21 protein-coding genes are annotated in these 23,580 nt (G+C 34.1%); 11 read left to right on the plus strand and 10 right to left on the minus strand.

Going from position 1 to position 23,580, the window contains the following annotated elements; genetic code table 11:
* Positions 1–13: 13 nt before the first annotated feature.
* Positions 14–1,099, plus strand: a complete 1,086-nt coding sequence (locus I7822_RS22810; protein WP_207981372.1) for a GerAB/ArcD/ProY family transporter — start codon at positions 14–16, stop codon at positions 1,097–1,099.
* A complete protein-coding gene (locus tag I7822_RS22815) occupies positions 1,051–2,178 on the plus strand; it encodes a Ger(x)C family spore germination protein (RefSeq protein ID WP_207981373.1) in 1,128 nt (375 codons plus the stop codon). The genes I7822_RS22810 and I7822_RS22815 overlap by 49 nt, the downstream gene beginning before the upstream one ends.
* 128 nt (positions 2,179–2,306) lie before the next feature.
* On the opposite strand, the gene abc-f is transcribed toward I7822_RS22815, so the two are convergent.
* Positions 2,307–4,010, minus strand: coding sequence for a ribosomal protection-like ABC-F family protein (abc-f, locus tag I7822_RS22820; protein WP_207981374.1), 1,704 nt, complete (start codon positions 4,008–4,010; stop codon positions 2,307–2,309).
* Between the two features lie 432 nt (positions 4,011–4,442).
* Here abc-f and cbpA point away from each other — a divergent pair, with 432 nt between their 5' ends.
* The gene (cbpA, locus tag I7822_RS22825) at positions 4,443–5,075 is read left to right on the plus strand and encodes a cyclic di-AMP binding protein CbpA (RefSeq protein ID WP_307847857.1); all 633 of its coding nucleotides are present in this window, start codon (positions 4,443–4,445) and stop codon (positions 5,073–5,075) included.
* A gap of 106 nt (positions 5,076–5,181) precedes the next feature.
* Here cbpA and I7822_RS22830 read toward each other — a convergent pair whose 3' ends face one another.
* Positions 5,182–5,964 carry a divergent polysaccharide deacetylase family protein gene (locus I7822_RS22830; protein WP_372442209.1) on the minus strand — a complete coding sequence of 261 codons (783 nt, stop codon included), beginning with the start codon at positions 5,962–5,964 and terminating at the stop codon, positions 5,182–5,184.
* A gap of 316 nt (positions 5,965–6,280) precedes the next feature.
* On the opposite strand from I7822_RS22830, the gene I7822_RS22835 reads away from it, so the two are divergent.
* Entirely contained in the window at positions 6,281–6,544 is a 264-nt protein-coding gene (locus I7822_RS22835; protein WP_207981377.1) for an aspartyl-phosphate phosphatase Spo0E family protein, read from the plus strand.
* Between the two features lie 329 nt (positions 6,545–6,873).
* On the opposite strand, the gene I7822_RS22840 is transcribed toward I7822_RS22835, so the two are convergent.
* Positions 6,874–7,605: a ZIP family metal transporter gene (locus tag I7822_RS22840; RefSeq protein WP_207981378.1), complete on the minus strand. Its 732-nt coding sequence runs from the start codon at positions 7,603–7,605 to the stop codon at positions 6,874–6,876.
* Positions 7,606–7,943: 338 nt separating this feature from the next.
* Here I7822_RS22840 and I7822_RS22845 point away from each other — a divergent pair, with 338 nt between their 5' ends.
* Both I7822_RS22845 and I7822_RS22850 read left to right on the plus strand, forming a co-directional pair.
* Positions 7,944–9,509, plus strand: a complete 1,566-nt coding sequence (locus tag I7822_RS22845) for a bifunctional metallophosphatase/5'-nucleotidase (RefSeq protein ID WP_207981379.1) — start codon at positions 7,944–7,946, stop codon at positions 9,507–9,509.
* 99 nt (positions 9,510–9,608) lie between these two features.
* The gene (locus tag I7822_RS22850; RefSeq protein WP_207981380.1) at positions 9,609–10,064 is read left to right on the plus strand and encodes a MarR family winged helix-turn-helix transcriptional regulator; all 456 of its coding nucleotides are present in this window, start codon (positions 9,609–9,611) and stop codon (positions 10,062–10,064) included.
* Between the two features lie 202 nt (positions 10,065–10,266).
* On the opposite strand, the gene motB is transcribed toward I7822_RS22850, so the two are convergent.
* The 6 genes from motB to I7822_RS22875 all read right to left on the minus strand — a co-directional run bounded on the left by motB (position 10,267) and on the right by I7822_RS22875 (position 15,934).
* Positions 10,267–11,025, minus strand: a complete 759-nt coding sequence (motB, locus tag I7822_RS22855) for a flagellar motor protein MotB (protein WP_207981381.1) — start codon at positions 11,023–11,025, stop codon at positions 10,267–10,269.
* Positions 11,018–11,818 carry a flagellar motor stator protein MotA gene (gene motA, locus I7822_RS22860; RefSeq protein ID WP_207981382.1) on the minus strand — a complete coding sequence of 267 codons (801 nt, stop codon included), beginning with the start codon at positions 11,816–11,818 and terminating at the stop codon, positions 11,018–11,020. The genes motB and motA overlap by 8 nt, the downstream gene beginning before the upstream one ends.
* 164 nt (positions 11,819–11,982) lie before the next feature.
* Positions 11,983–12,114 (minus strand): hypothetical protein, encoded by a 132-nt coding sequence (locus tag I7822_RS30325; RefSeq protein ID WP_279382013.1) that lies wholly within the window; start codon positions 12,112–12,114, stop codon positions 11,983–11,985.
* A gap of 126 nt (positions 12,115–12,240) precedes the next feature.
* The gene (locus I7822_RS22865) at positions 12,241–12,519 is read right to left on the minus strand and encodes a hypothetical protein (RefSeq protein ID WP_207981383.1); all 279 of its coding nucleotides are present in this window, start codon (positions 12,517–12,519) and stop codon (positions 12,241–12,243) included.
* Between the two features lie 98 nt (positions 12,520–12,617).
* On the minus strand, positions 12,618–13,640 hold the full coding sequence (locus I7822_RS22870; RefSeq protein WP_207981384.1) for a potassium channel family protein: 1,023 nt from the start codon (positions 13,638–13,640) through the stop codon (positions 12,618–12,620).
* Between the two features lie 170 nt (positions 13,641–13,810).
* Positions 13,811–15,934, minus strand: coding sequence for an ATP-dependent Clp protease ATP-binding subunit (locus I7822_RS22875; protein ID WP_207981385.1), 2,124 nt, complete (start codon positions 15,932–15,934; stop codon positions 13,811–13,813).
* Between the two features lie 366 nt (positions 15,935–16,300).
* Here I7822_RS22875 and I7822_RS22880 point away from each other — a divergent pair, with 366 nt between their 5' ends.
* From I7822_RS22880 to I7822_RS30000, 5 genes are all read left to right on the plus strand, one after another.
* The gene (locus tag I7822_RS22880; RefSeq protein ID WP_207981386.1) at positions 16,301–17,332 is read left to right on the plus strand and encodes a YkvI family membrane protein; all 1,032 of its coding nucleotides are present in this window, start codon (positions 16,301–16,303) and stop codon (positions 17,330–17,332) included.
* Between the two features lie 60 nt (positions 17,333–17,392).
* On the plus strand, positions 17,393–18,127 hold the full coding sequence (locus I7822_RS22885; RefSeq protein WP_207981387.1) for a metallophosphoesterase family protein: 735 nt from the start codon (positions 17,393–17,395) through the stop codon (positions 18,125–18,127).
* A gap of 23 nt (positions 18,128–18,150) precedes the next feature.
* Complete coding sequence (locus tag I7822_RS22890; RefSeq protein ID WP_307847854.1) at positions 18,151–18,720, plus strand: HAD-IA family hydrolase; 570 nt, start codon at positions 18,151–18,153, stop codon at positions 18,718–18,720.
* A 674-nt stretch (positions 18,721–19,394) separates the two neighbouring features.
* Positions 19,395–20,741 (plus strand): hemolysin family protein, encoded by a 1,347-nt coding sequence (locus tag I7822_RS22895; RefSeq protein ID WP_207981389.1) that lies wholly within the window; start codon positions 19,395–19,397, stop codon positions 20,739–20,741.
* 806 nt (positions 20,742–21,547) lie between these two features.
* Positions 21,548–21,673 carry a DUF6254 family protein gene (locus I7822_RS30000; RefSeq protein WP_243459631.1) on the plus strand — a complete coding sequence of 42 codons (126 nt, stop codon included), beginning with the start codon at positions 21,548–21,550 and terminating at the stop codon, positions 21,671–21,673.
* Positions 21,674–22,157: 484 nt separating this feature from the next.
* On the opposite strand, the gene I7822_RS22900 is transcribed toward I7822_RS30000, so the two are convergent.
* Entirely contained in the window at positions 22,158–23,489 is a 1,332-nt protein-coding gene (locus I7822_RS22900; RefSeq protein WP_207981390.1) for a DUF2254 domain-containing protein, read from the minus strand.
* Positions 23,490–23,580 lie beyond the last annotated feature (91 nt).

A 23,580-nucleotide genomic window follows, 5' to 3' on the forward strand; every position in this document is an offset into this window, starting at 1 on the left:
AGAAAAATTACTAGTGGCAGAAGACCAAAAAGTCAGAATTTCAGGATTCCTTGTGTTTTTTTTAATTCATGCAATTCAAGTTGGTGTTGGGATATTAGGGTTTCAGAGATTAATTGTGAAATCAGCAGGAAATGATGCATGGATTGCTGTAATTTTTGCTGGAATTACGACAAGTGTTATTATTTGGTTCATGTATGGTTTGCTAAAAAATGAAAAAAATAAGGACTTAAATGGGATTCATCGGAAATTGTTTGGTAAATGGTTTGGAGGGCTTTTAAACCTTATTTGGGTTTTGTATTGGCTTATGTTAGGTCTTACTATAATAAGGTCGTATATAGAAGTTGTTTCCGTTTGGATGTTTCCGCATATCAATGTCATTGTTTTTAGCTTTATATTACTTTTACTTGTTTACTATGGAATTTCTGGTGGTTTTCGTGTTGTTGCTGGAATTTGTTTTTTAGGTGTTGTTATTCCATTCTACTTAGCCTTAACGTTTCTTTTTCCTATTGAATATACAAATTTTCGTAATCTTTTACCTGTTTGGAATCATTCCATAAATGAAATGGCCATTGCCACAAAGGATATGGGCTTAAGTTATTTAGGTTTTTCAACTTTATTAATGTATTATCCTTACATTAAACATCCTGAAAAGTCACAAAAATGGGCGCAGTTGGGCAATATCTTAACTACGTTAGTCTATATGTTTCTAATTATTATTTCTATTTGCTATTTTAGTGAAGGCCAATTAGACGAACATATTTGGGCAACTCTTTCGATGTGGAAGATTGTTGAAATGCCAATTGTTGAAAGATTTGAATATGTCGGTATCACATCTTGGGTGCTTGTTATTCTACCAAATATTAGTTTAGCCGTATGGGCAGCTTTAAAGGTGGCTTCAGGCACTTTTAAGATAAAGGAAAAGAAAATACTCATTTTTATGATGGTCTTTTTATATGTGGGTTGTATCTTTATAGAAGGAAAAGAAAAAATTGATCAATTAAGTAACCTGGTTACCTTTTCAGGTTTACTTTTAGTGTATTTATATGTCCCATGTCTTCTCTTATACTCAAAACTAATGTCCAAAATAAGGAGGAATTAAGCATTAAGAACGTCATTCTAATCTTACTTTCCCTATTCTTGATGTCAGGGTGTATGAATATTGATAAAAAAATATTAGATGATATTCAACTCAGTTCAGCGGGAGGGTACGACTATGTTGATAGTAGAACAGTCGAGGTTACTGCTGTGACGCCCATTTATAGGCCTGACAAATCTGTTCTAAATGAGACCTTTACAACAAGTGTATCACTTAGTAAAGAAGCTCGTGTAAAGCTAAATGAACAATCTGATAAACCATTTGTTAGTGGGAAAATACAGGTTGCACTTTATAGTAGCCGTTTAGCGGAAGAAGGATTGATTGATACATTAGATACATTAGTACGCGATCCTAGTATAGGTTCAAAAGTGTATTTAGTTATAGTAGAAGGTAGTGCAAAGGAATTTTTGAAAAAACAATATGGAAGTACAGACAATGGGATCTATTTATCAAATTTAATTGAGCAAAATATTAAGAGCGGAAGGATTCCGAAAACGAACCTTCATCAATTTAAATATTCTTACCATTCTGAAGGAATGGATCCCTTTTTACCAATTATCGGAGAGGAATATGATAAAGCGGATATTAAGGGACTAGCCCTTTTTAAACAAGATAAATTCGTGCAGCATCTAAAAGATACCGATATGTTTATATTTAAAATTCTGTATGAAAAAAGCTCGAGTGATGCTTCAATGGAACTTGAACTTGGCGAAAGAGAAGAAATGGCATCTGTTTACAATGTAAATACTAAAAGGTCCTATGATGTACCAAAGCCAATGACAGATTCTAAAATAACTTTAAGAGTAAAGTTTAAAGGGATCGTAAATGAGTATTCGGGAGAAAAAATAAATAAGCAGGCTGTATCCAAGATTGAGAGCAAAATGAAGGAGGAAATTGAAAAAAAAGGGGAGGAACTTATAAAGGAATTTCAAGACTTGGGCATTGATCCCTTAGGAATTGGTGATCAAGTTAGAACGAGAACAAGGAATTGGGATCAAAAGGAATGGTATTCTTTATACCCAAATGTAGAGATTAACGTAAAGGCGGACGTCCAAATTCTTGAAACAGGTGTAATTGAATAGAGGGCATTTTTATTGTATAAGTGAGGCTGACTCTATATGTCTAACAATTCCCCAACCATAATAGGTTGGGGTTGGTAGGTTGTGAACATTTGATTGAGTCAGCCTCAGTCTGTTGTTTCGATCAATTTTTATAAGCTTTCGATCTGTCTCATCAAATCTCGTTTTCTTTCCGTTAATGATAAAAATGTAGTATCTAAATCTTTATATTTCTCAGAATCTGGTGTCAACAAACTTAATTCACCGAGAACCGCAGATATCTCAGTATTTATGAGTAATAATTCTTCCTCAATTTGTTGTTTTCCAGGCGTTTCTTGCTGTTTTTTTTTCAATTCATATTGCTCTAAATTCATTTCAATGCGCTTGATTTTATTATCTTCAATGACAAGAAGTTTATCGCAGAGCTTATTTATAAAGTAATAATCATGTGAAACAATGAGTAGGGAACTAGTAAATTCACTTAGGGTTGTTTCTAATTGTTCACGACTTGCTAAATCCAAGTGATTTGTAGGTTCATCCAAAATCAATAGGTCATAGTCGCTTATTAACATATTGGTTAGTTTAATTCGAGTCCGTTCTCCTAAGCTTAATGTTCCGATTAGTTGTTCTAACTTATCAGCATTCATTCCCATATTTGCAAGTGTTGTTCTCGCTTGCAAAAGTTTTTCTTTTTCAGATAGATGTAAAGCATCTAATGCTGTTTGTGATAAAGGCATGTCAGCAACATCTTGGCTTAAATAAGCAATCTTTAATGTATCACTTTTCGATAGCTCACCAAACGTTATCGACTCATCGCCTAAAATCATATTCACTAAAGTTGTTTTACCAGATCCATTTGGACCGATGATCCCAATGCGCTCACCATGATTGATATAAAATTGACTGTTTGTAAAAAGCGTTCTGCTTGCATACTTTTTAGTAAGATTTTTTGCCTCTATAATTCTTTTTCCGCGTTTTTTACTAGCTTCGAATTGAAACCGAACCTTTTTTTCTTCGGTTGGTTTTTCTACCTTGTTTTTTTCTAGCTCTTGATTTAATCGTTTCATTTTAGATTTAATCGCTTTATCAATCTTTTTCGCCTTAACACCATGATATTCTTTAAAGCCTTCCTGATCTCGCATTGTACGATGTGCTTTTCCAGCCCATTGTTGTAATTGTGTCATTTGTCCTTCTACGTGGGCTTTATATTTTTGTTGAACGTCATATTGATGTAATTGATCCTCATACCGGTTTTGCTTTTCAGTACGGTAAGTAGAATAATTCCCATTGTAAATCGTTAATTTTCCTAGATCTAATTCAAACACCTTTGTGATCGTTTTGTCTAGAAAATAACGATCGTGAGAGATCAAGATGACTGTCCCGTTAAATTCTTGTAATTGATTAATTAACCAATTCACACCTTGAAAATCTAGATGATTTGTCGGTTCATCTAATATGAGAATATCTGGGTTAGTTGCCCAAATTTGCGCTAAAGCAATTTTTAGCTTTTCACCGCCACTGAGATGGGCAAACCGTTCTTCCTGCCATGAATGAACTTTTTTTAACCCTAGTTCACTTGCGCGTTCAAGAAACTCGGCAGACAGTTGTTTATCATCATTCACCGTATAATCTACTGATTGAAGTAAATAGCCAATCCTCATTTGTGGATTTCTATTAATTGTACCTTGTTCAGGTTCTATGTCTCCATAAATCAAATTTGCTAATGTTGTTTTCCCAGCTCCGTTTGCACCGACAAGGCCGATCCGATCATTTTTATTTAGATCAAATGAAAGATCCTCTAAAACTGGTTTATCACCAAAATGCTTCTTAAGATTCCGTGCTTGTAATATGAACATAAAAAAACCTCCCTATAACCTAGAGAGGTATCGCTTGCCACTTTATACATAATCGTAAAAACAAATAAAGGTTCTCAAATAGAATAAGAATCCACAGATATTTGTTATAAGGATGTATAAGTTGAAGAATGGGCAGACTAATCCAATTTCTCTAGGTTTGATTATGATTCAATTTGGTTGAATATAATGTCCTGAAAAAATAGATTAGAACTTCATTGCTTCAACATTCACCCTTTCCTTCGCTTATTAATAATAAGTATATGAGGTTTTATTTGGAAATGCAACTGTTACATGGAAAATTGTCGTAGTATAATAATGAATTGAACTCTTACATGAATATGTTTATTTTTTCATATGATAAGGAGACTATTCTTTGCTATTTTTAATTTTCTTTAACGACTTTTATAACAACAAAATTAGTGAGGGGGGGGAATAGATGAAGGTTCGCTATCAAAAGAAGATGTGAAGTATTGCGATCTAAATTCAACCGTAAAACAAGCATATGATTTTTTGAAAACAACCGGTTTTCGTTCAATTCCTGTCTTGAAAAACAATGGGAAAACATTTGTTGGTTTTATTTATAAAGTCCATTTACTTGAACATTATATTGAACATGAGGGAAAAGATAATGACCCGATTGAGCCTCTACTTAAAAATCAAGATGCTTACATATATGAAGAGGATTCTTTCTTTAAAACATTTTTAACAATTCGTAGATTGCCTTTCCTAGCTGTTTTAAACGAACAAAATGAATTTTCAGGTATTATTACACATTCAAACATTATGGATGTACTAGAGGATTCCTTTGGGATGCAAACAGGAGGTTATCTCTTAACTGTAGGAACAAAGGAGCATAAGGGTGCAATTAAAGATCTTGTAACAATTGTTAAAAATGTGAATATTGAGGGATTACTTACCCTTGATAATGGTGATAAGTATCTTCGAAGAATCATCTTAAATTTATCGGGTGACCTAACAGATAAAGAACTGAAAAAAATAATAGATAAATTAGAGGATAAGGATTTCCGCGTTGCCTCTGTTGATCGTATAGAAAATAATAACTAAAAATAGGAGTGCTGTCACGAAAAGTCAGCACTCCTATTTTGACGATAAGTAAATATTCTTAAGCGTCTTATTTGCCAGAGGCTGTTCAAGGCGCTTGCGCTTTTGTTCAGTGAATTTCAGTTACATCTTCTGGTTCAATAAATAATTCGGATAGTGTGACAGTTTCCGCTTTTTTCTCTACTAGTGGCACATATTGTTTTAATACAGAGGCGGTTTTTTCACCAGCTATTCCAACATGTCCAATGGCAATGATTTCATTGTCTACGTCAATTTTATTCATCAGTAGATTTGCCTGTTTAATTATATGACTTGTAGTGTACTGCTCGTCAAAGAATAGCTCATTTTCTAAATAGGGTACACCTAATTCATTCGCAAGAGTGGCGACAACGCTTTTTCCAGTCGTTTTACTGTCTAAGTAATATAATCCTCTCTCTTGGCATACCTCTAAAATGATTCTCATGACCCTTTTATCAGCAGAAACTTTTGATCCCATATGATTGTTCATTCCCACAACATGTGGAATGGCATCTATAGCTTTATTTACGCGCTTTCTCACTTCATCATCTGATAAATCTGTGGTTATGGCTCCTGGTCCAAGCCAGCTTTTTTTACCATGTACTGGTTCCATAGGGAGGTGAAGGATGACTTCATGCCCCTTTTCAAAAGCAAGCTTTGCGTCTTTTTCTGTTGTTGAAAGGAATGGCATAACAGCAACAGTAAGTCGAATTGGTAATGATAAGATTTCCTCCGTTCCTTTCATTCCATTTCCAAAATCATCAATAACAATCGCCACATGTTTTTGTTCGTTACTTTGTTGAGTACTTGATAAGTGAGGTAATGAAGGTAACAGAGTTGTTGATAGTAATCCAAGTAATAAAAGCATTTTCATAAACATGTTCTCCTTTTATACGAAGCATACTTAATGATGTATAGTCTAACCACCAAGTGAGAAATCATGTATTAACATCATTAGGTAAGGAGAAACGATATTTTGTAACGGTAGTTTAAATAAATAATTTATTGGGAATGTATAAAACAAGTCACTTAATCGAAAATTTTATAAATTGTCAAATTTAGTACTGAGAAGATTGTCTAAAATTGCGAATGTATTTACAAACATAGCAAAATCTGTAATACTTCACAGGTAAGATATTTATTTGAATAAGTTACCGTATAAGTTGCAGAAAAACTAGGAGGGGCTCTCGATGAATCGTGATCGATTAAAAGCAAAGCTTCTTGAAACAATTAATAATAAAAGAAATGAAATGATCGATATTGCAAATAGAAAAGGTTATACAAGTGATGCTGTTGTAAAGTGTAGTCAAGAATTGGACATGCTTCTAAATAAATATCAACAAATTGTCTTAGAAGAGAAGGAAAGAACTACAGGGCCATTTCATGAATTTGTTCACACTATGAAAAACTGGACACTAACAGACAGATACTCACTACAGTTGGTTGAAAAATAATTACTGGCTTAAATCATCAGACCGAAGAGGCTGATCCATAAGGCGCAGACCATCCAAACATAACTTATATATAGTCTCATTTATCTAGATTGAGAATAGACTATATATTTTGTTGGAGTGGGTCTGCCCCTTGCTGAGTCAGCTTTTTTTGTATTATCAGAATTTATAACTTTTCTTACTTAGTTTTGTGTCTAGCGCAAACGCCTAGACCCTCGGGGTCATAAGCACTCAGGAATTGAAGACAAAGAACGTCTTCTATTCCTGAGCGTCTTATGCCTGTCGGGTCTGATCAAGGCGCTTGCGCTTTTCTCATAAATCAAGTCAAATGTTTAAAAGCTATTAATTAAAATAACCATAAAGAGAATTCCGATAATAAAGGAGTATGTTGCATTACGTTCATTACCATCTCCATGACTTTCTGGTATTAGCTCTTTATATATGATAAATAGCATCGCGCCAGCAGCAAAGGAAAGTCCATATGGCACAAGAAATCCTATGAAGCTTGTAAGATAAAAACCAAGTAACGATGCAACGATTTCTACTGTTCCTGTGGCTGTTGCAATTAAAAATGCTTTCCCTTTACTAATACTTTGGTTTATTAAAAATAACGCAACTAAAAAACCTTCAGGTGCATTTTGTAAGCCAATTGCAAATGCAATTAAGTTACCAGTATCACTTACATTTGAAGCATAGCTTACCCCAACTGATAAGCCTTCAGGGATGTTATGCAAGGTAATTGCAGCAATAATTAGCATTGCTTTTTCATCAAATTTAATTCCACTTCTTGAATGCTCTAAATCGATATGTGGAATGGCTTTTTCTAGAGTTGTTAAGATGAGAACACCAAGAAATAGCCCAATTGATACTTCAATGACTCCACCATATTTTAATGATTCAGGAATGAGCCCCAACATCGATGCAGTCATCATAATACCAGCTGTGAAGGCTAATAAAATATCACGCCAGCGATGAGTAATAGATCCTTGTAAGAACAAAATTGGAAGAGCTCCTACCCCTGTTGATAAAGCTGATAAAATACTACCTAATAAAACTCCTGACATATGAGTATGCTCCTTTGATTGGTTATAACCCTTATCAAAAAAATCATTGATATAGAAATATTATAGCGGAAATATTCGAAATTGAAAGAATGTATAAAATAACTATGCAATTATCTTTTTAAAAATGATTGTTTATAAAAAGGGCTTCCTTTGTAATTCATCATTAAAAAGGTTATAAAAATGAGTTAATGGTCTCATACGTGAATAGTATATGGGTGGATGGGCGAAAAGGATACTTTTTTAATCAAATCTGTGGATTTGAAAATAATTGTTTTTATTGTAGCCTTACAAATAGTTGTGTAAGATAATTTTAATGGAGCTACAAGAGGCGGTGAGATATGGAGACAGTAAAAATTACGATTTTACAAACTAGTGATATACATGGCAATGTTTTTCCACTTGTTTATAGCTCAAATAAAGAAAAAGCCCTTGGGTTAGGAAAGATTTCTACAATTATAAAAAATGAGCGGAAGAAAAATAAACATTTGCTCCTAATTGACAATGGAGATCTAATTCAAGGTACACCTTTAACCTTCCATCATGTGAAAAAGAATCAATTAAAAAAAAATCCAATGATCACTCTGTTAAATGAATTAAAATATGATGCTGCAGTTATTGGAAACCATGAATTTAATTATGGTATGTCTGTATTAGAACATGCAGTATCCCAATCAACCTTTCCTTGGCTATCAGCAAATATTCTCCATAAAAATACAATGGATCCCGTTTTTGGTAAACCATATATAATAAAGAACGTACAAGGAATAAAAATCGCAGTTTTAGGAGTTACAACACACTATATACCAAATTGGGAAAATCCAAGTCATATAGCTGATTTGACATTTAAGAATGCATTTGAATCTGCAAAGAAATGGGTTAATTTTATTAAAAAAAATGAGAACCCAGATATTATGATTGTTTCATACCATGGTGGATTTGAGAGGGATATCTATACTGGTGAAGGATTGGAAGAAATCACAGGTGAAAATCAAGGATATCAAATGTGTCAGCAAATAAATGGAATAGATGTACTGTTAACTGGACATCAGCACCGTACAATCACAGCTACAATTAATAATGTAGTTGTCGTTCAACCAAGTTTTAATGGACAAGCAATTGGTAAAGTTGAATTATTACTTGATAAAAGCCAAGGGATGAAAATAGTCGATAAGAAGGTAAGCGTGATCAAGGTTGAGAAAACTAACACTGATGAAAAACTGCTAGCCTTGGTAAATGAAAATGAACAAAAAACGCAGGAATGGCTTGATCAACCTATTGGCGAGGTAGTCGGCGACATGATGATTAAGGATGGTTTCAGCTTGCGTTTAAAAGAACATCCAATTATAGAGTTTATAAACAAGGTTCAAATGGATGCTGCTGGTGTATCAATATCAGCAACAGCATTATTTTATAATGATTCACCAGGGATACCAAATCAAATTACGATGAGAGATATTGTTGCAAATTATATTTATCCAAATACACTTAAGGTTATTCGCATAAGTGGAAAGGATATAAAAGATGCTTTAGAACGCTCAGCAGCTTATTTTCTTCTAAAAGATGGGATCATAGGTGTCAATCCCAAGTTTACAAAACCAAAGCCTCAGCATTATAACTACGATATGTGGGAAGGGATCGAGTATACGTTTGACATAACAAAGCCAATTGAAACTCGTGTTGTAAAGCTAGAGAAGGACGGTAAAAAGATTCGGATGGACGAGACCTTTGATGTTGTCATGAACAACTATCGAGCTGGTGGTGGAGGGAATTATTCAATGTTTAAAGGGAAACCTGTTATTAAAGATATTCCTATTGATATGTCAGAGTTAATGGCTGAATATATAATGAAGCGAAAAAAAATTCATGCAGAAGTCAATCATAATTGGAACATCATTTGGTCATGAATTTATAACTGAAAATATTGACTTAATTATTTTCATGATCTATTATAGGTTTAATAAAATTATTTTGAATTCAAGATATTTATTAAAGGATTGAGTGGAATGGAAAAAACAAAGCAAATTGAAGAATCACTAAAGCTTTTTATCGTACTTTCACGTGCGCATAGGGCATTTAACGATGTTGTGAATAAGCATATTTCTACCTTTAAATTAAACCCAACTGAGTTTGCTGTTTTAGAGCTACTTTACCACAAAGGGGATCAACCATTGCAACAAATAGGTGGTAAAATTTTGTTAGCTAGTGGGAGTATTACGTACGTAGTAGATAAATTAGAGCAAAAGGGGTTACTTGCGAGAAAAGCTTGTCCAAAAGATCGCAGAGTAACTCATGCTCAAATTACCGATAAAGGGAAACAATTAATTGAAGAAATATTCCCTCCACATGAGGAACGGATCAATGAAATTGTAAGTGTTCTGACTGATGAGGAAAAAAGTATGGTTACTGAGCTCCTTAAAAAGGTTGGTTATCATGCGCACGACCTTTTAAATAAGGAATAATCGAAAATGAGTGTGACTCTCTGAGAGTCACACTCATTTTCATTTTAGTATCAGAATTTATAACTTTTATTACTCAGTTATGGTGTCTAGCTCCAGCGCCTAGACCTTCGGGGTCATAAGCCACTCAGGAATTGACAAAGAACATCTTCTATTCCTGAGCGTCTTATGCCTGTAGGGTCTATCAAGGCGCCCTGAGCTCTTCTCATTGCTCGTACGGTAAAATCAACACTTCAACACGTCTGTTCTTCTGTCTTCCTTCTTTTGAATCATTAGATGCAACAGGATTATATTCTCCAAAACCTTTTGCACTAAAGACCTTAGGATCTAAATTTTCGTTATCGATTAATATTTTCATGAAGTTAACGGCACGCATAACACTTAAATGCCAGTTTGAATCATACTCTGAGTTCTTAATCGGAATATTATCAGTATGCCCACTTACAATGATATTCCTAGGAGGGTTCATGACAAGTAGTTCTGAGATTTCCATTGCTAGCTGTTTATCTTTGTTTCGAATGTCTGCTTTGCCGGAATCAAAAAAGATATCATTTAAAATGGTTATGAGCAAACCCTCATCTGTTAGTGTTGTCTTTAACTTTGTTTCAAGTTTATTATTTTTAATATACGTATTAATTTTATCTTGTATTTCTTTTAGCTTTTGTTGCTCCAGTTGTTTTTGAGCCTCTTCAGCATCCTCTTGGGGTGTTTGATCTTTTTGTACATCAAGTTGTTCCATCTCTCCATCTGGAGTAGGGCTTGGATATTCTAGTACGCCTGTTCCGCCTGTAAATGTAGAGTTAAATGCTCTTGCCATCTGCTGAAATTTCTGAGCATCAACTGAACTCATTGCAAATAAAACAATAAATAGTGCTAGAACAAGTGTTAGTAAATCAGCGTAAGGAACAAGCCAAGATTCATCCATATGCTCATCTTCATGTTTATGCTTCTTTTTTCTAGCCATTTACGCTCTCTCCCTCAGTGATCGCAGCGTTTAATTTATTTCGTTCATTAACAGGTAAATAGGTAGCTAGTTTTTGCTCAATAGCTTTAGGTGCTTGTCCTTCTAAAACAGAAAGAACACCTTCGATCATTACTTCTTTTACTTTCACTTCTTGCTTAGATTTACGCTTTAATTTATTTGCAAAGGGATGCCAAAGTACATATCCGGTGAAAATACCCATCATTGTTGCAACGAAAGCTGCTCCAATTGCTTTTCCTAGTTCTTCGGTATTATCCATATGAGAAAGGGCTGCAATTAACCCAACAACAGCACCAAGCACCCCAAGTGTAGGGGCATAAGTTCCTGCTTGTGTAAAGATGGTTGCAGAAGCTTGGTGGCGCTCCTCCATCGCAGCAATTTCTTCACTCATTACATCTCGAATGAACTCTGCATTTTGGCCATCTACAGCCATTAGTAATCCATTTTTTAAAAAGGGATCATCAATTTCAGATAGCTTTGCTTCAAGAGCAAGTAAACCCTCTTTACGAGCAACTTGAGCCCAATCAGAGAACAATGGAATCAACTCTTGAATTGTAGGTATTTTTTCTTCTTTAAAAATGATTCCGAATAATTTAGGAACCTTCTTTATTTCACTTGTTGGGAATGCAATTGTAACAGCTGCAATTGTACCTAAAATAATAATTAATAATGCTGCTGGGTTAAGTAAAACAGAGGGACTAACACCCTTCATAAACATCCCGACACCAACTGCAATGATGGCAAGTATTAATCCAATTATTGACGTTTTATCCATCGTAAATCACCATATTTCCTATTTATTTTCTTATTTATTATATCGGAGGATTTTAGAAAACTTTAAGGGTTCTTGTAGAAGTTCTTTTTGAGGGATAAAAAAATTATCATTTTATGACGAAAAAAAGCACGGTGTCTACTTACACCGTGCCATTCTTGACATTATTATTTATTGTTTTTAGGATTGAAAAATGACTTTTTTTTCTCATTTCTTAGCAGATTTTCTATTACTTCTTTTTCAAGTTGATCATTTCTTTCTTCAAATAATTTCTTTAGAGTGTACTCATTTACAAACATTTTTTCATCCTCCATATCTATGATGGTATTACCTTTATCATAGAGGAAGATTATTCCTTTTTCGTCAGGTGCATGGAGGATGTTTTCATCATAAAAGTGTCTTAGAAAAGTCAGCCTTAAGACGTATCAGGGAATAGTCAATAATAGTCTCGAAATCCCCCAATAATAGAAAGGGAGAAATGTGACAACAAGATGACCATAAAAAAAGAGATTAGAGTAATAAGATGATTTCTTTTCAAAGGCAATGGATGCACACAATGCTCCAAGAAAACTTGTACCAAAATATAAAATAATTCCGAATAAATCACCAAGACGTTCTTGATAGAAAATAAATCCAAGGGCAGATCCATTAAATACAAGAAAAATGAAGGATATGAATAGGAAGAAGATTGAGTATTTTTGCATTGTCAACACCTCATAGCATGTATATGTGCTAAAAAGGGAAACAATGACAAAAGAGGCTCAGCTTTGGCCTGCCTGTATTATATGCTTAATAGCAAAATTTAAGATACAATCTGTTGGTAGGTTGTATGATTGCAAATAATAAAGAGTTGCGCATTGTCTGGAATGGAATGATCTAGATGATTAATAATAGATAAATCATTTCCATTTGCAATAAGAAGCGCGCCTTTAGAAGAAAGGGCTTGACTAGCATCTGCATAGGTTTGCCATTCCTTTTCTTTAGGAATTGAATAAAGATCATAGCCTTGATGACTTGTTAGCTGTCTAATAATTTCACTTGATCCATTAAAAAGGATGGAACGTGCTGCAAGGTTTGCAGCAGTGTCGTTAGCAGTAATAAATTCTTCAACATTCGCATGAACAAATGCGTTAATATGCTTTGAATCTGATACCTCGCAAATGGTGTATATATTATGGTTATATTCCTTTCCTATACCTTCGATCATTGAGGCAATTAATAAAGTATGACCATCTGATTGAGATGCTGTCATTAAACCATCTGGTGAAAACACCATAACCGATTTACATTTAAGCAGATTTGCCTGATTGAGAACATCATGATTAGCTGGATTCCCATTTACAAATTCAACTTGCTCATGAAGGATAGGTGTTTTAGGTAAACTTTCATCAATAATAACGATACGGATATTTTGGAACGTTTTTAATAGCTCCTCTAATGTAATTTCAGCTTTTTTCGTCCAGTTAATTAAAATAATGTGATTCTCCGTTGTGACCTTCAATTTTCCTTCCTCCTTCAAACGTTTTCGAATACTAAAGAAATCAATCACTTTCCCAATGAAAATCGTCATGAGTCCAATGCCGACAACATATAAAAACATCGCAAATATTTTTCCATTAACAGTTGTAGGTGACACATCTCCATATCCAACTGTCGCAACGGTTGTCATCGTCCACCATAGTCCTTCAAAGGGACTTGTAAACGTCGCTGGTTCTAAAAAATAAATGAAGTAACTGCTGGATAATACCAAGGTTAGTGTTGCGAATATGAGAATCCAATTATTCATTTGTACAACTTTTAGGAAGAATCGTCTGAAAAAAATCATATGTGCTCCTTTCTTAGAGCTCTTATACTATGTAATCCTTGTTAAAAATACGCTTATTGAATATGTATTCTATATGGCATATGAAAATTTTAACATAATTGTTTTAGGTTGTAATGAGGATCTAGAGGAAAAAAGGAGGAGGCTGACCTTATAAGTCATCCTCCTCATATTTATTGAGATATTACAATTTCGTCATTTTTTACATCAACAATTACTCTTGTTACTTGACCTTCATCTAAAAGAAGATCTGTTATCTTATCTTCTACATGTTCTTGAATCACGCGACGAAGTGGTCTTGCTCCGAATGCAGGATGATAGCCTAATAATGCAAGCTTTTCTTTTGCTTGATCTGTAACTGTTAAAGAGACCTCTTGCTCAGCAAGTGTGTTAGATAATTCATCCAGCATTAATGTAACTATTTTGAATAGATCATCCTTTTCAAGAGAAGAAAATTCAATAATGTTATCAAAGCGGTTTAAGAATTCTGGCTTAAAGAAAGAGCCTAATGTTTGTAAAAGCTGGCTTTCTTCTATTGCTACATTTGTAGACGTTTCGAAGCCTACTTTTATTCGCTTTTCTCCTACGCCTGCATTACTTGTCATAATAATAACAGTGTCTTTGAAGCTAACTGTACGACCTTGACTATCTGTTAGTCTACCGTCTTCTAATATTTGCAGGAACATATGCTGAACATCAGGATGAGCTTTTTCAATTTCATCCAATAAGATAATACTGTAAGGGTTTCGGCGAACCTTTTCCGTTAGTTGTCCTGCCTCATCATGACCAACATAGCCAGGAGGGGAGCCAATAATTTTTGATACAGTATGTTTTTCCATATATTCACTCATGTCAAGACGGATCATCGCATCTTTTGAACCGAATAATTCTTCTGCCAATGTTTTTGTTAATTCAGTTTTACCGACTCCAGTAGGTCCAACAAAGAGGAAGGAACCAATTGGTCTTGTTTTCGATTTTAAACCAGCACGGCTTCTTCTAATTGCCTTTGTTACCTTTTTAACCGCTTCTGCTTGGCCAATCACCTTTTCTGAAAGATTTTGTTCTAAATGTTTCATTTTTGATTGTTCATTTTCATGAAGCTTTCCAACTGGGATTCCCGTTTTCTTCTCGATGATCGCTTCAATATCATCTACATCTACGAGCAGTTTTTCAGGATTTTCCTTTTGGTCTAATTGAGATTCTAAACAGACCTCTTCATCTCTTAATTTAGCAGCTAACTCATAGTTTTCGTTTTCTGTTGCATCTTGTTTTTGTTTAGATAATTGAACTAAGCGTGCCTTAACCTGTTCATCATTTACGTTAGATAGAGCTAAGTTCTTATTAGATCCTGCTTCATCTAGGAGATCAATTGCTTTATCAGGAAGAAATCTGTCCTGAATGTAGCGATGTGATAATGTTACACAGGCATTTATCGCTTCATCTGTGTATGTTACATGATGAAAGTTTTCATATTTTGCTTGGATTCCTTTCAGAATGCTTACAGCTTTATCGATTGAAGGCTCTTGTACAATAATAGGCTGAAAGCGTCGTTCTAAGGCAGCATCTTTTTCAATAGTACGATATTCTTTTAGAGTTGTTGCTCCCACAACCTGAAGCTCTCCTCGTGCTAATGCTGGTTTTAAAATGTTCCCAGCATCCATAGAACCTTCTGCAGAACCAGCTCCTACAAGCTGATGAATTTCATCAATGAATAAAATGATATTTTTACGGTTTTGTAGCTCATCTATGATTTTTTTCATACGTTCTTCAAATTGACCTCTAATCCCGGTGCTTGCCACAAGTGAAGCAACGTCTAAAAGGTACACTTCTTTGTTACTTAATTTAGATGGAACAGTCCCATTCGCAATTTGTAACGCAAGACCCTCAACAACAGCTGTTTTACCAACACCAGGTTCCCCAATTAATACTGGATTGTTTTTATTGCGTCGATTTAAAATCTCGATTACACGCTCTACTTCTTCATCACGGCCAATCACTGGATCAATCAATCCGGCACGGGCAGCATGTGTTAAATTTCGACCAAGTTGATCAAGGATTCCACTACCATGGTTAGGTTGAGCTTGTGGTTGTGCCCCTTGTGATTGTTGACTTGAATGAAATCCATTTAAAAATAAATCATATGGAAATGAAAAAAATTCATTTGGACCACCAGTAGGAATTGTTTGTTTATAAGTTGAGAAGCAGTCCTGACACAATGTGATTTGTTTTTGTTGTTTATTTATTTGAAAGTTTACATGTACAGTAGCGTGGTTTTTTTTGCAATTTTCACACATCATAAATGAAAACCCCTTTTCAATTTTGAATTTTATTTTTTTTATAGGCTCTGTTATATCTTACTGTTGATTTTTGCACTCTGTTGATTGGAGTGAACGCCTGCAGAGAAATCAACAACCAAGTTTAACAGAGCTTTTTTATAAGAAGCTTTGATCTTATCTGACCAATGAGTGAATAAAAAACAGGATCATTGATTTGACCTTTCTTGACCATAGTATACTTTGACCTTTTTTGACTTTCAAGTATTTAGACTCTAAAAATTTATTTGTAAGTATTACCAAATTCATAGTTTCGAAGTGGAAAGAATCATCTAGCGTTTTCTTCATATAATGATACAAGATTTGTTTAACTTGAGTGAGGTGTGTTAGATGAGAAGATCTTGGGTTTCTTCCTTTCAGGTTGCAGCTGTTTACGTTGGTACTGTTGTTGGTGCTGGGTTTGCGACAGGTAGGGAAATCGTTGAATTTTTCACGAAGTACGGTGTTTTTGGACTAGCAGGAATTCTACTAGTCGGCATTCTTTTTATATCAATCGGAACGAAAATGCTCATCTTATCAAAAAGAATAAAGGCAGCATCCTATCAAGATTTAATGACTTTTTTATTTGGAGCTAAGATTGGCGGCTTTGTGAATGTTTTTATGTTGGTCGTTCTAATAGGCTTAACATCGATCATGTTATCAGGTGCAGGAGCGATCTTTAAGGAACAGCTTGACCTTTCTGTAAGGTTAGGAGTGATCATTACGATCTTGCTAACAATTGCGGTAATGGCTTTTGGTGTTAAGGGGTTATTTAGCGTAAACATCATTGTGGTTCCAATGTTAATTTTATTTAGTGTTTTGCTAGCGGTCCAATCATTTTCCATTGACCCATTATATTTCATACCTTCTGAATCATCTGCTTCATTTAAATGGATTTTATCAGCATTTTCTTATGCGGCCTTTAATTTGACGATGGCTTCAGCAGTTCTTGTTCCACTAGCTAGTGAGATTAATGATGAGAAAGTTTTAAAAAGAGGTGGAATGCTAGGCGGTTTTTTATTAACAGTTATATTAATTAGTAGTCATATCGCACTTTCAACTTTGCCAAATTTAACGCAGTTTGATATCCCAATGGCAGAAGTAATGAAAACAACGTTTTATGCATTTTACTTCATATATATAGCTATTATTTATGGTGAGGTCTTCACATCAGTTATTGGCAATCTATTTGGACTTGAAAAACAAGTGGCAACTTACATAAAAATTCCGCGCATGATAATCGTATGTACAATTTTATGTATCGCTGCATTTATTAGTAAGATCGGGTACAGTTCACTGATTTCCTCATTATACCCTATTTTTGGTTATGTTTGTTTAGGAATGCTTGCTTTATTAATAGTAAAAAAAGTACCGAGAAAGTAGTTACTGTATGGTAATATTAAGAGATCTAAACGTTTTTATTATTTGATTTGGAGGGGTATTTTGGAACGTATTGCGATAATATCTGATATACATGGGAACATCCCTGCTCTTGATGCAGTTTTAAAGGATATTCATTCCAGGCAAATCCAACGGGTTTTTTGTTTAGGTGATTTAGTAGGGAAAGGTCCCGATTCAAGCGCTGCGATTGATAGGATACGAGAGATTTGTGAGGTTGTTGTCAAAGGAAATTGGGACGACTTTATTACGAAGGAAACCGAATTTGAAACATTAAAATGGCACCAAAACAAACTTAGAAATGAACAATGCATATATCTAGAAAATCTTCCATTTTCGTTTGATTTTTATATGAGTGGTAGGTTCATTCGATTATTCCATGCATCACCATTTAGCTTATATACACGGATTCAACCTTGGGACTCTGTTGAAAAACGATTAAGTATGTTTGAGAATTCTGTACATACAGGGGTGAAAAATAAACAGCCAGATATCGTTGGCTATGGTGATGTTCACAACGCCTTTATTCAGCATATTCAAGGTAAAACGTTATTTAATACTGGTAGTGTGGGTAATCCTCTTGATGTAACACAAGCTTCTTATGTTATTTTGGAGGGCCAATATGGTTCTGAGAAAAGTTCAAGCTTCTCAATTCAATTTGTACGAGTACCATATGATATAGAATTTGCAATTCAATTAGCTAAAGTTGCGAAAATGCCAGATCTTGAGCCATATATTATTGAGCTTACTACTGCTCGTTATCGTGGAATTAAAAAATAGATTTTTACAATGAAAGGAAGACAATGTTGAACATCTTATGGGACTTCGATGGAACACTATTTGATACGTACAAAGCATTTACTAATGTTATGCATGAGGTATTAAATGGGAGTGTTCCACCTGAAGAAATTTTTTTAGAACTTAAGAAATCTTTCACACATGCAACAGCTTTCTTTCAACTATCAGATGATCAAATCATTGAATTTAAACAGAAGGAAAGAGCAATATCGCCAGAAAAGAAACAACCATTTCCATTTGTTGAAGACGTATTAAAACAATCAAATCTAAATGTCATTATGACACATAAGCCGAGAGAAGAGGTTCACACAATTCTTAATTATTTTGGTTGGAATCATTACTTTCAAGAAATTGTAGCCGGTGATGATGGGTTCCCAAGAAAACCTGATCCGACATCATATTGTTACTTACATGATAAGTATAATTTAGATTTAGCTGTAGGGGATCGTGTGCTAGATATAGTCCCAGCAAAAGAAATTGGCCTGCATACATGCTTGTTTCAGAATGAAGCAGTAGGGGCAGACTTCTATTTGGATACATATGAAGATTTTTATCAAAAAATAAAAATTAAATGAGAAAAATTTAATACTTTAAATCGTTCAAAAACGTATATAAACCTGTTCAAATAGAGTGATCAATAATTAATTGGTTACTCTATTTTTTAGTTTATTCAAAATTTGAGGTCTTCAAAAAGGTTAGATAACATACTTGAAAAAGTAAATGGGTACCTATTTTCCATTCAATTGTGATTACTATGTTTTTTAAGATTGTTTTTACTTAGGAAGAATAACTAATAATTGGTTTAAATGTAAGACTAATAATTCAACTATTACAAAACAGAGCGCTATTAAAGCAATAAATTTAACACAAAAGAACGATAAAAATTCAGGGAAGTTACACGAAAAAAGAGTAAAAGTTTAACATTTTAAGCTGTATCACTCATTTAAGGTCATAATACGTGATTTTTCATTGAAAAAGGTATTTTTAAACGGTTTATCACATATTTATTTAAGAAATCGGCTAAGTGTTACGTTTGACTGTTTGCTTTAATTCGTATTATGATTATTCTAATAAAAACTGTGGGGTGATAATATGGGGCAGAGTTAAAATTAAATAGACTAATAGCATCCCTTATTGTACTCCAAGCGGACGCTATATAAAAGATTCATAGTAATTGAATAAATAGTTAAGATTTAACTCTCAGGAGGTGACTCCTTTTCCGTTTTTAGGACGGAGTAAGGAAGCTTATTTGGACATAGTAAATTTGTTGCTTGTTGCAATTTTGATCGCTCTTACGGGTTTTTTCGTTGCTTCTGAATTTGCGATTATTAAAATTAGGAGCTCTCGTATTGACCAATTAATTGCAGAAGGAAACAAACAGGCAAGTGCGGCAAGACAAGTCATTGATAATCTTGATGAATATTTGTCTGCTTGTCAGTTAGGAATAACAATTACAGCATTAGGATTAGGGTGGCTTGGAGAACCGACGATTGAACATTTGTTAACACCAGTATTTGAACGTTTTGAGCTGCCAGTTTCTGTAGCTACTGTTTTATCATTTGTTATCGCGTTTTCTACCATTACCTTTTTACATGTTGTAGTTGGTGAGTTAGCACCAAAAACGGTTGCTATTCAACAGGCTGAAGCAATTAGCATATGGTTCGCTCGACCATTAATGGCCTTCTATCGTATAATGTACCCGTTTATTTGGGCTTTAAACGGATCTGCTCGATTTATTACAGGAATATTTGGTTTTAAGCCTGTTTCAGAACATGAACTTGCTCATAGTGAAGAAGAGCTTAGAATCATTTTATCTGAAAGTTATAAAAGCGGAGAAATTAATCAGTCTGAATTTAAGTATGTGAATAAAATCTTTGAATTTGATAATCGGATTGCAAAAGAAATTATGGTACCTCGTACAGAAATTATTTCCTTATCAATTGATGCATCTATCAAGGAGCAGTTAGAGATAATTAAAGATGAAAAATATACTCGTTATCCGATTGTAGATGGAGACAAAGACCATATTATAGGAATTGTAAATATTAAAGAAATTTTTACAGATCTAATTCATCTAAATGATCAACATTCTTTTTCCATTGACACGTATATTCGACCGATTATTCAAGTGCCTGAGTCTATTCCAATTCAGGAATTATTATTGAAAATGCAAAAAGAGAGAATTCATATGTCAATTTTAATTGACGAATATGGCGGTACTGCTGGTCTTGTTACCGTAGAAGATATTTTAGAAGAAATCGTTGGTGAGATTCGTGATGAATTTGATGCGGATGAGGTCCCGCTTATCCAAAAGGTCAACGATTCAAAATATATTATTGACGGTAAAGTACTTGTTAGTGAAATAAACGAGTTATTTAGTATAGAGATTGATGATTCTGACGTTGATACAATTGGTGGTTGGGTTTTAACAGAGCAATATGATATTAAAACGGGTGGATTTGTAGAATTTGGCTCACATACCTTTAAGGTAACTGAAATGGAAAACCATCATATCAGATACCTGGAAATCACCAAAAAACAACAAGAAGCATTACCGAATCCGGCTTTACTTGAAAAAAAAATAGCCACCTCATAAAGGACTTACATTTGTAAGTTCTTTTTCTTTTTAAAATTAACTGAATTTTATGAAACCTATTGAACCCATAAAAAGTCTTAATTAAAGGGAAAATATTTTCATCGTATGTGTAGTGGGAAATAAGGATATGACATAGGGTTCTACTATGGTCTTATCCTTACATATAGTTATGGTGCTTATACTACATATCTAAAAGGGGATAATAAATTGAAAAATGGCAAGGGTATTTATGGATTTTTTTTAGTAGCTTTAGGTATTTTATTCTCTTTGCCATCATTGGGATTAATTGGTGATTTTTGGAGTTTTTCATAGCCACTTATCTTACTGTATATCTCTGTTGGATTTCATCTTGGCTTTTTTCTTTCAGGAGCACGGAAACAGCAAGCAGGGTTATTAGTTCCTGGTGGAATTTTATTTGTTTTAAGTATTCTTTTTATGTTTGAGGAGATGACAGTATGGAGTTTCTCAGACAATACTTGGCCTATTTATTTATTTGCTATTGCGTTTGGTTTATTTGAACTTTGGTTATTTGGCGGGCGTAAATTTGGTCTCTTAATCCCGATCTTCATTTTATCTTGTTTGGGAACTGTGTTTATTTTACAGAATTTACTTTCATTTTATTGTTTTATCATTTTGGCCAGTTTATTAATTATCGTCGGACTGTTCCTGATCTTCGCTAAAAGCAATGATTCCTCAAAAGATCTATAAGAATTAAAATGAAGCTACAGGAGAAAATAAAAAGAAGCTTCTTCAACGAGGCCTTCCTGTCAACTTATTAATAAAATCGATAATAAAGGAGTTTAACAATGACACAATCAAAATCTCAACAAGAACGTCAATGGGCTGTCCGTAAACAATCCCAAAATCCTCATGGTAAAGTGAAATCGTTTGACCAACTTGCTGGTGAAGCGGGAAAAAAAGAGAATAAATAGTGTTATAAATATAGGCTCTTTTCTAAGAGATTGTTGCTTTTAAAACAAAAACTAATTCAAGTTGATTGGAACGGAGTGCGAGACTCCTGCGGGAGTAGCGGGACAGGTGAGACTCATGCAGGCGTTTACGCCGAGGAGGCTCACCGCCCGCCCCGCGGAAAGCGAGCATCTCTCGCTGCAATCAACATCACCGCATTACTTGGTAAATAGCAACAAAGTTTGCGAAAACAGCCTAAGTATAAAAAACAGGTGTAGTGAAATTCACCACACCTGTATTTATGTTGGATTTACATTTTTTCCATTCTTAACGGGCAAGAAAAACCCTATTTCAATATTCTAGAGGAACTAAGAAGATAGGTGGGAGTGAAGAGTAGGCTAGAAAACTGGGTGATGTTCTTATCACAGCAGTATAAATTAGTTATAATGGTTGTTGGTATGTGCCTAAAAGCACTAAAATCATAAAAAATCCGTATGATATTCTTATTTACTTTAATATCAACTCCTTCTCGCGTTTTTGTTTATTACACACCTTTGAAAGCTTTATTAATTGCATATTTAAAAATTCCCTATCTTTAGACAACCAATTAACTTCCCTTAAACCTTCGACGATATAAAGAGAAAACTCCCATATCACACCTTTAATTAATGGTGAATTACCTTGAGCGATAAATGATAATCCCATTAATAGGGCTGCCATTACTGAAACATCCTCTTTTGCATAATGACGAATTTGATAAAAGCACTCATATAAATAATCAGAGAACGAAGGCTTTTCAAAAATAACACGTAGCTGTTGGTGCTGATCATAATGGAAAGGTATTTCTAAATGTTTCTGACCTAATAAGGACAAAATTTTAGTTATATGATTCATACTGTTGATTGCAGTATATGGATCATTAATCGCTGGTGATACTGCTCTGAGGGCAATTTCAACCAATTTTTGTAGACCGAATTTAATGTCCTGTACAGGCTCTTGGTCATTGGAAATGGTAATAAGTGATAAATATCGATGACTTTTGCTTGGATCATCAAGGTTCCAAATCGAAAAAAGCGGACTAGTTTGATCAACGTAATTTCCTAAGTCCTGTTCGATTTTAACGATACAATTATCTTGTGTCGCTTGAGAAATAATTTTCTCTATTTCAATGTATTCAATATAGCCAGACTTTTTACTAATTAGTAAATAAGGTTTAACCGTTGCTAATTCTTCATATTCCCAATTCTCCCATGGTGATTCAGCTTGAAATTCATTTTCACCAACATAATGACTGTGTATAGAGTTCATTGTTTTCGTAGTAATATGAAAGATTAAATTACTCACCTTAATCCAGGTAGTAACATGATGAATAAAGAACACAAACATACCTAAACAAATAATGGACACAAAAATCGCAAAAGTAGGTACGATAAATAATGTACTTGTATCATTTTCCCTTACTAATAACAATAAAATAATCGTATAAATAAACCCTCCAATGAAAATCCCTAATACTCGCTGTGTATGATGATCGGTTATAAAATTCTGAAGCGCTCTCGGAGAAAATTGGGATAAATACGTTGTTAAAACAACAAGAATTGATGAAAAGGTGATCGTTGTCATTGTTAGTAATGAAGTAGATAATGAGCTTAAGATTGTTTGAGCAAGATTCATATCTGATAAGAATACGTTTGGAATACTTGAATAAAATGATTGTTGTGCTAAATAACGATCAAATATCATGCTCATGATAGCAAAAATAAATGCTAAGACCCCATAAACAGTTGGCAAATACCAAAAGCTAGTTCGAACACGAATGATGAGTTGTCTAATTGACATCTATACACCCCACTTACAATATCATTGCAAAAAAATTTCATTCGTGATATATTTTCTAAGTTGAAAATTTAAGAACAAATCCGATTCGTTG

Origin of the sequence: Metabacillus bambusae (genome assembly GCF_017497975.1) — a bacterium.
GTDB classification, from domain to species: Bacteria; Bacillota; Bacilli; order Bacillales; family Bacillaceae; genus Metabacillus; species Metabacillus bambusae.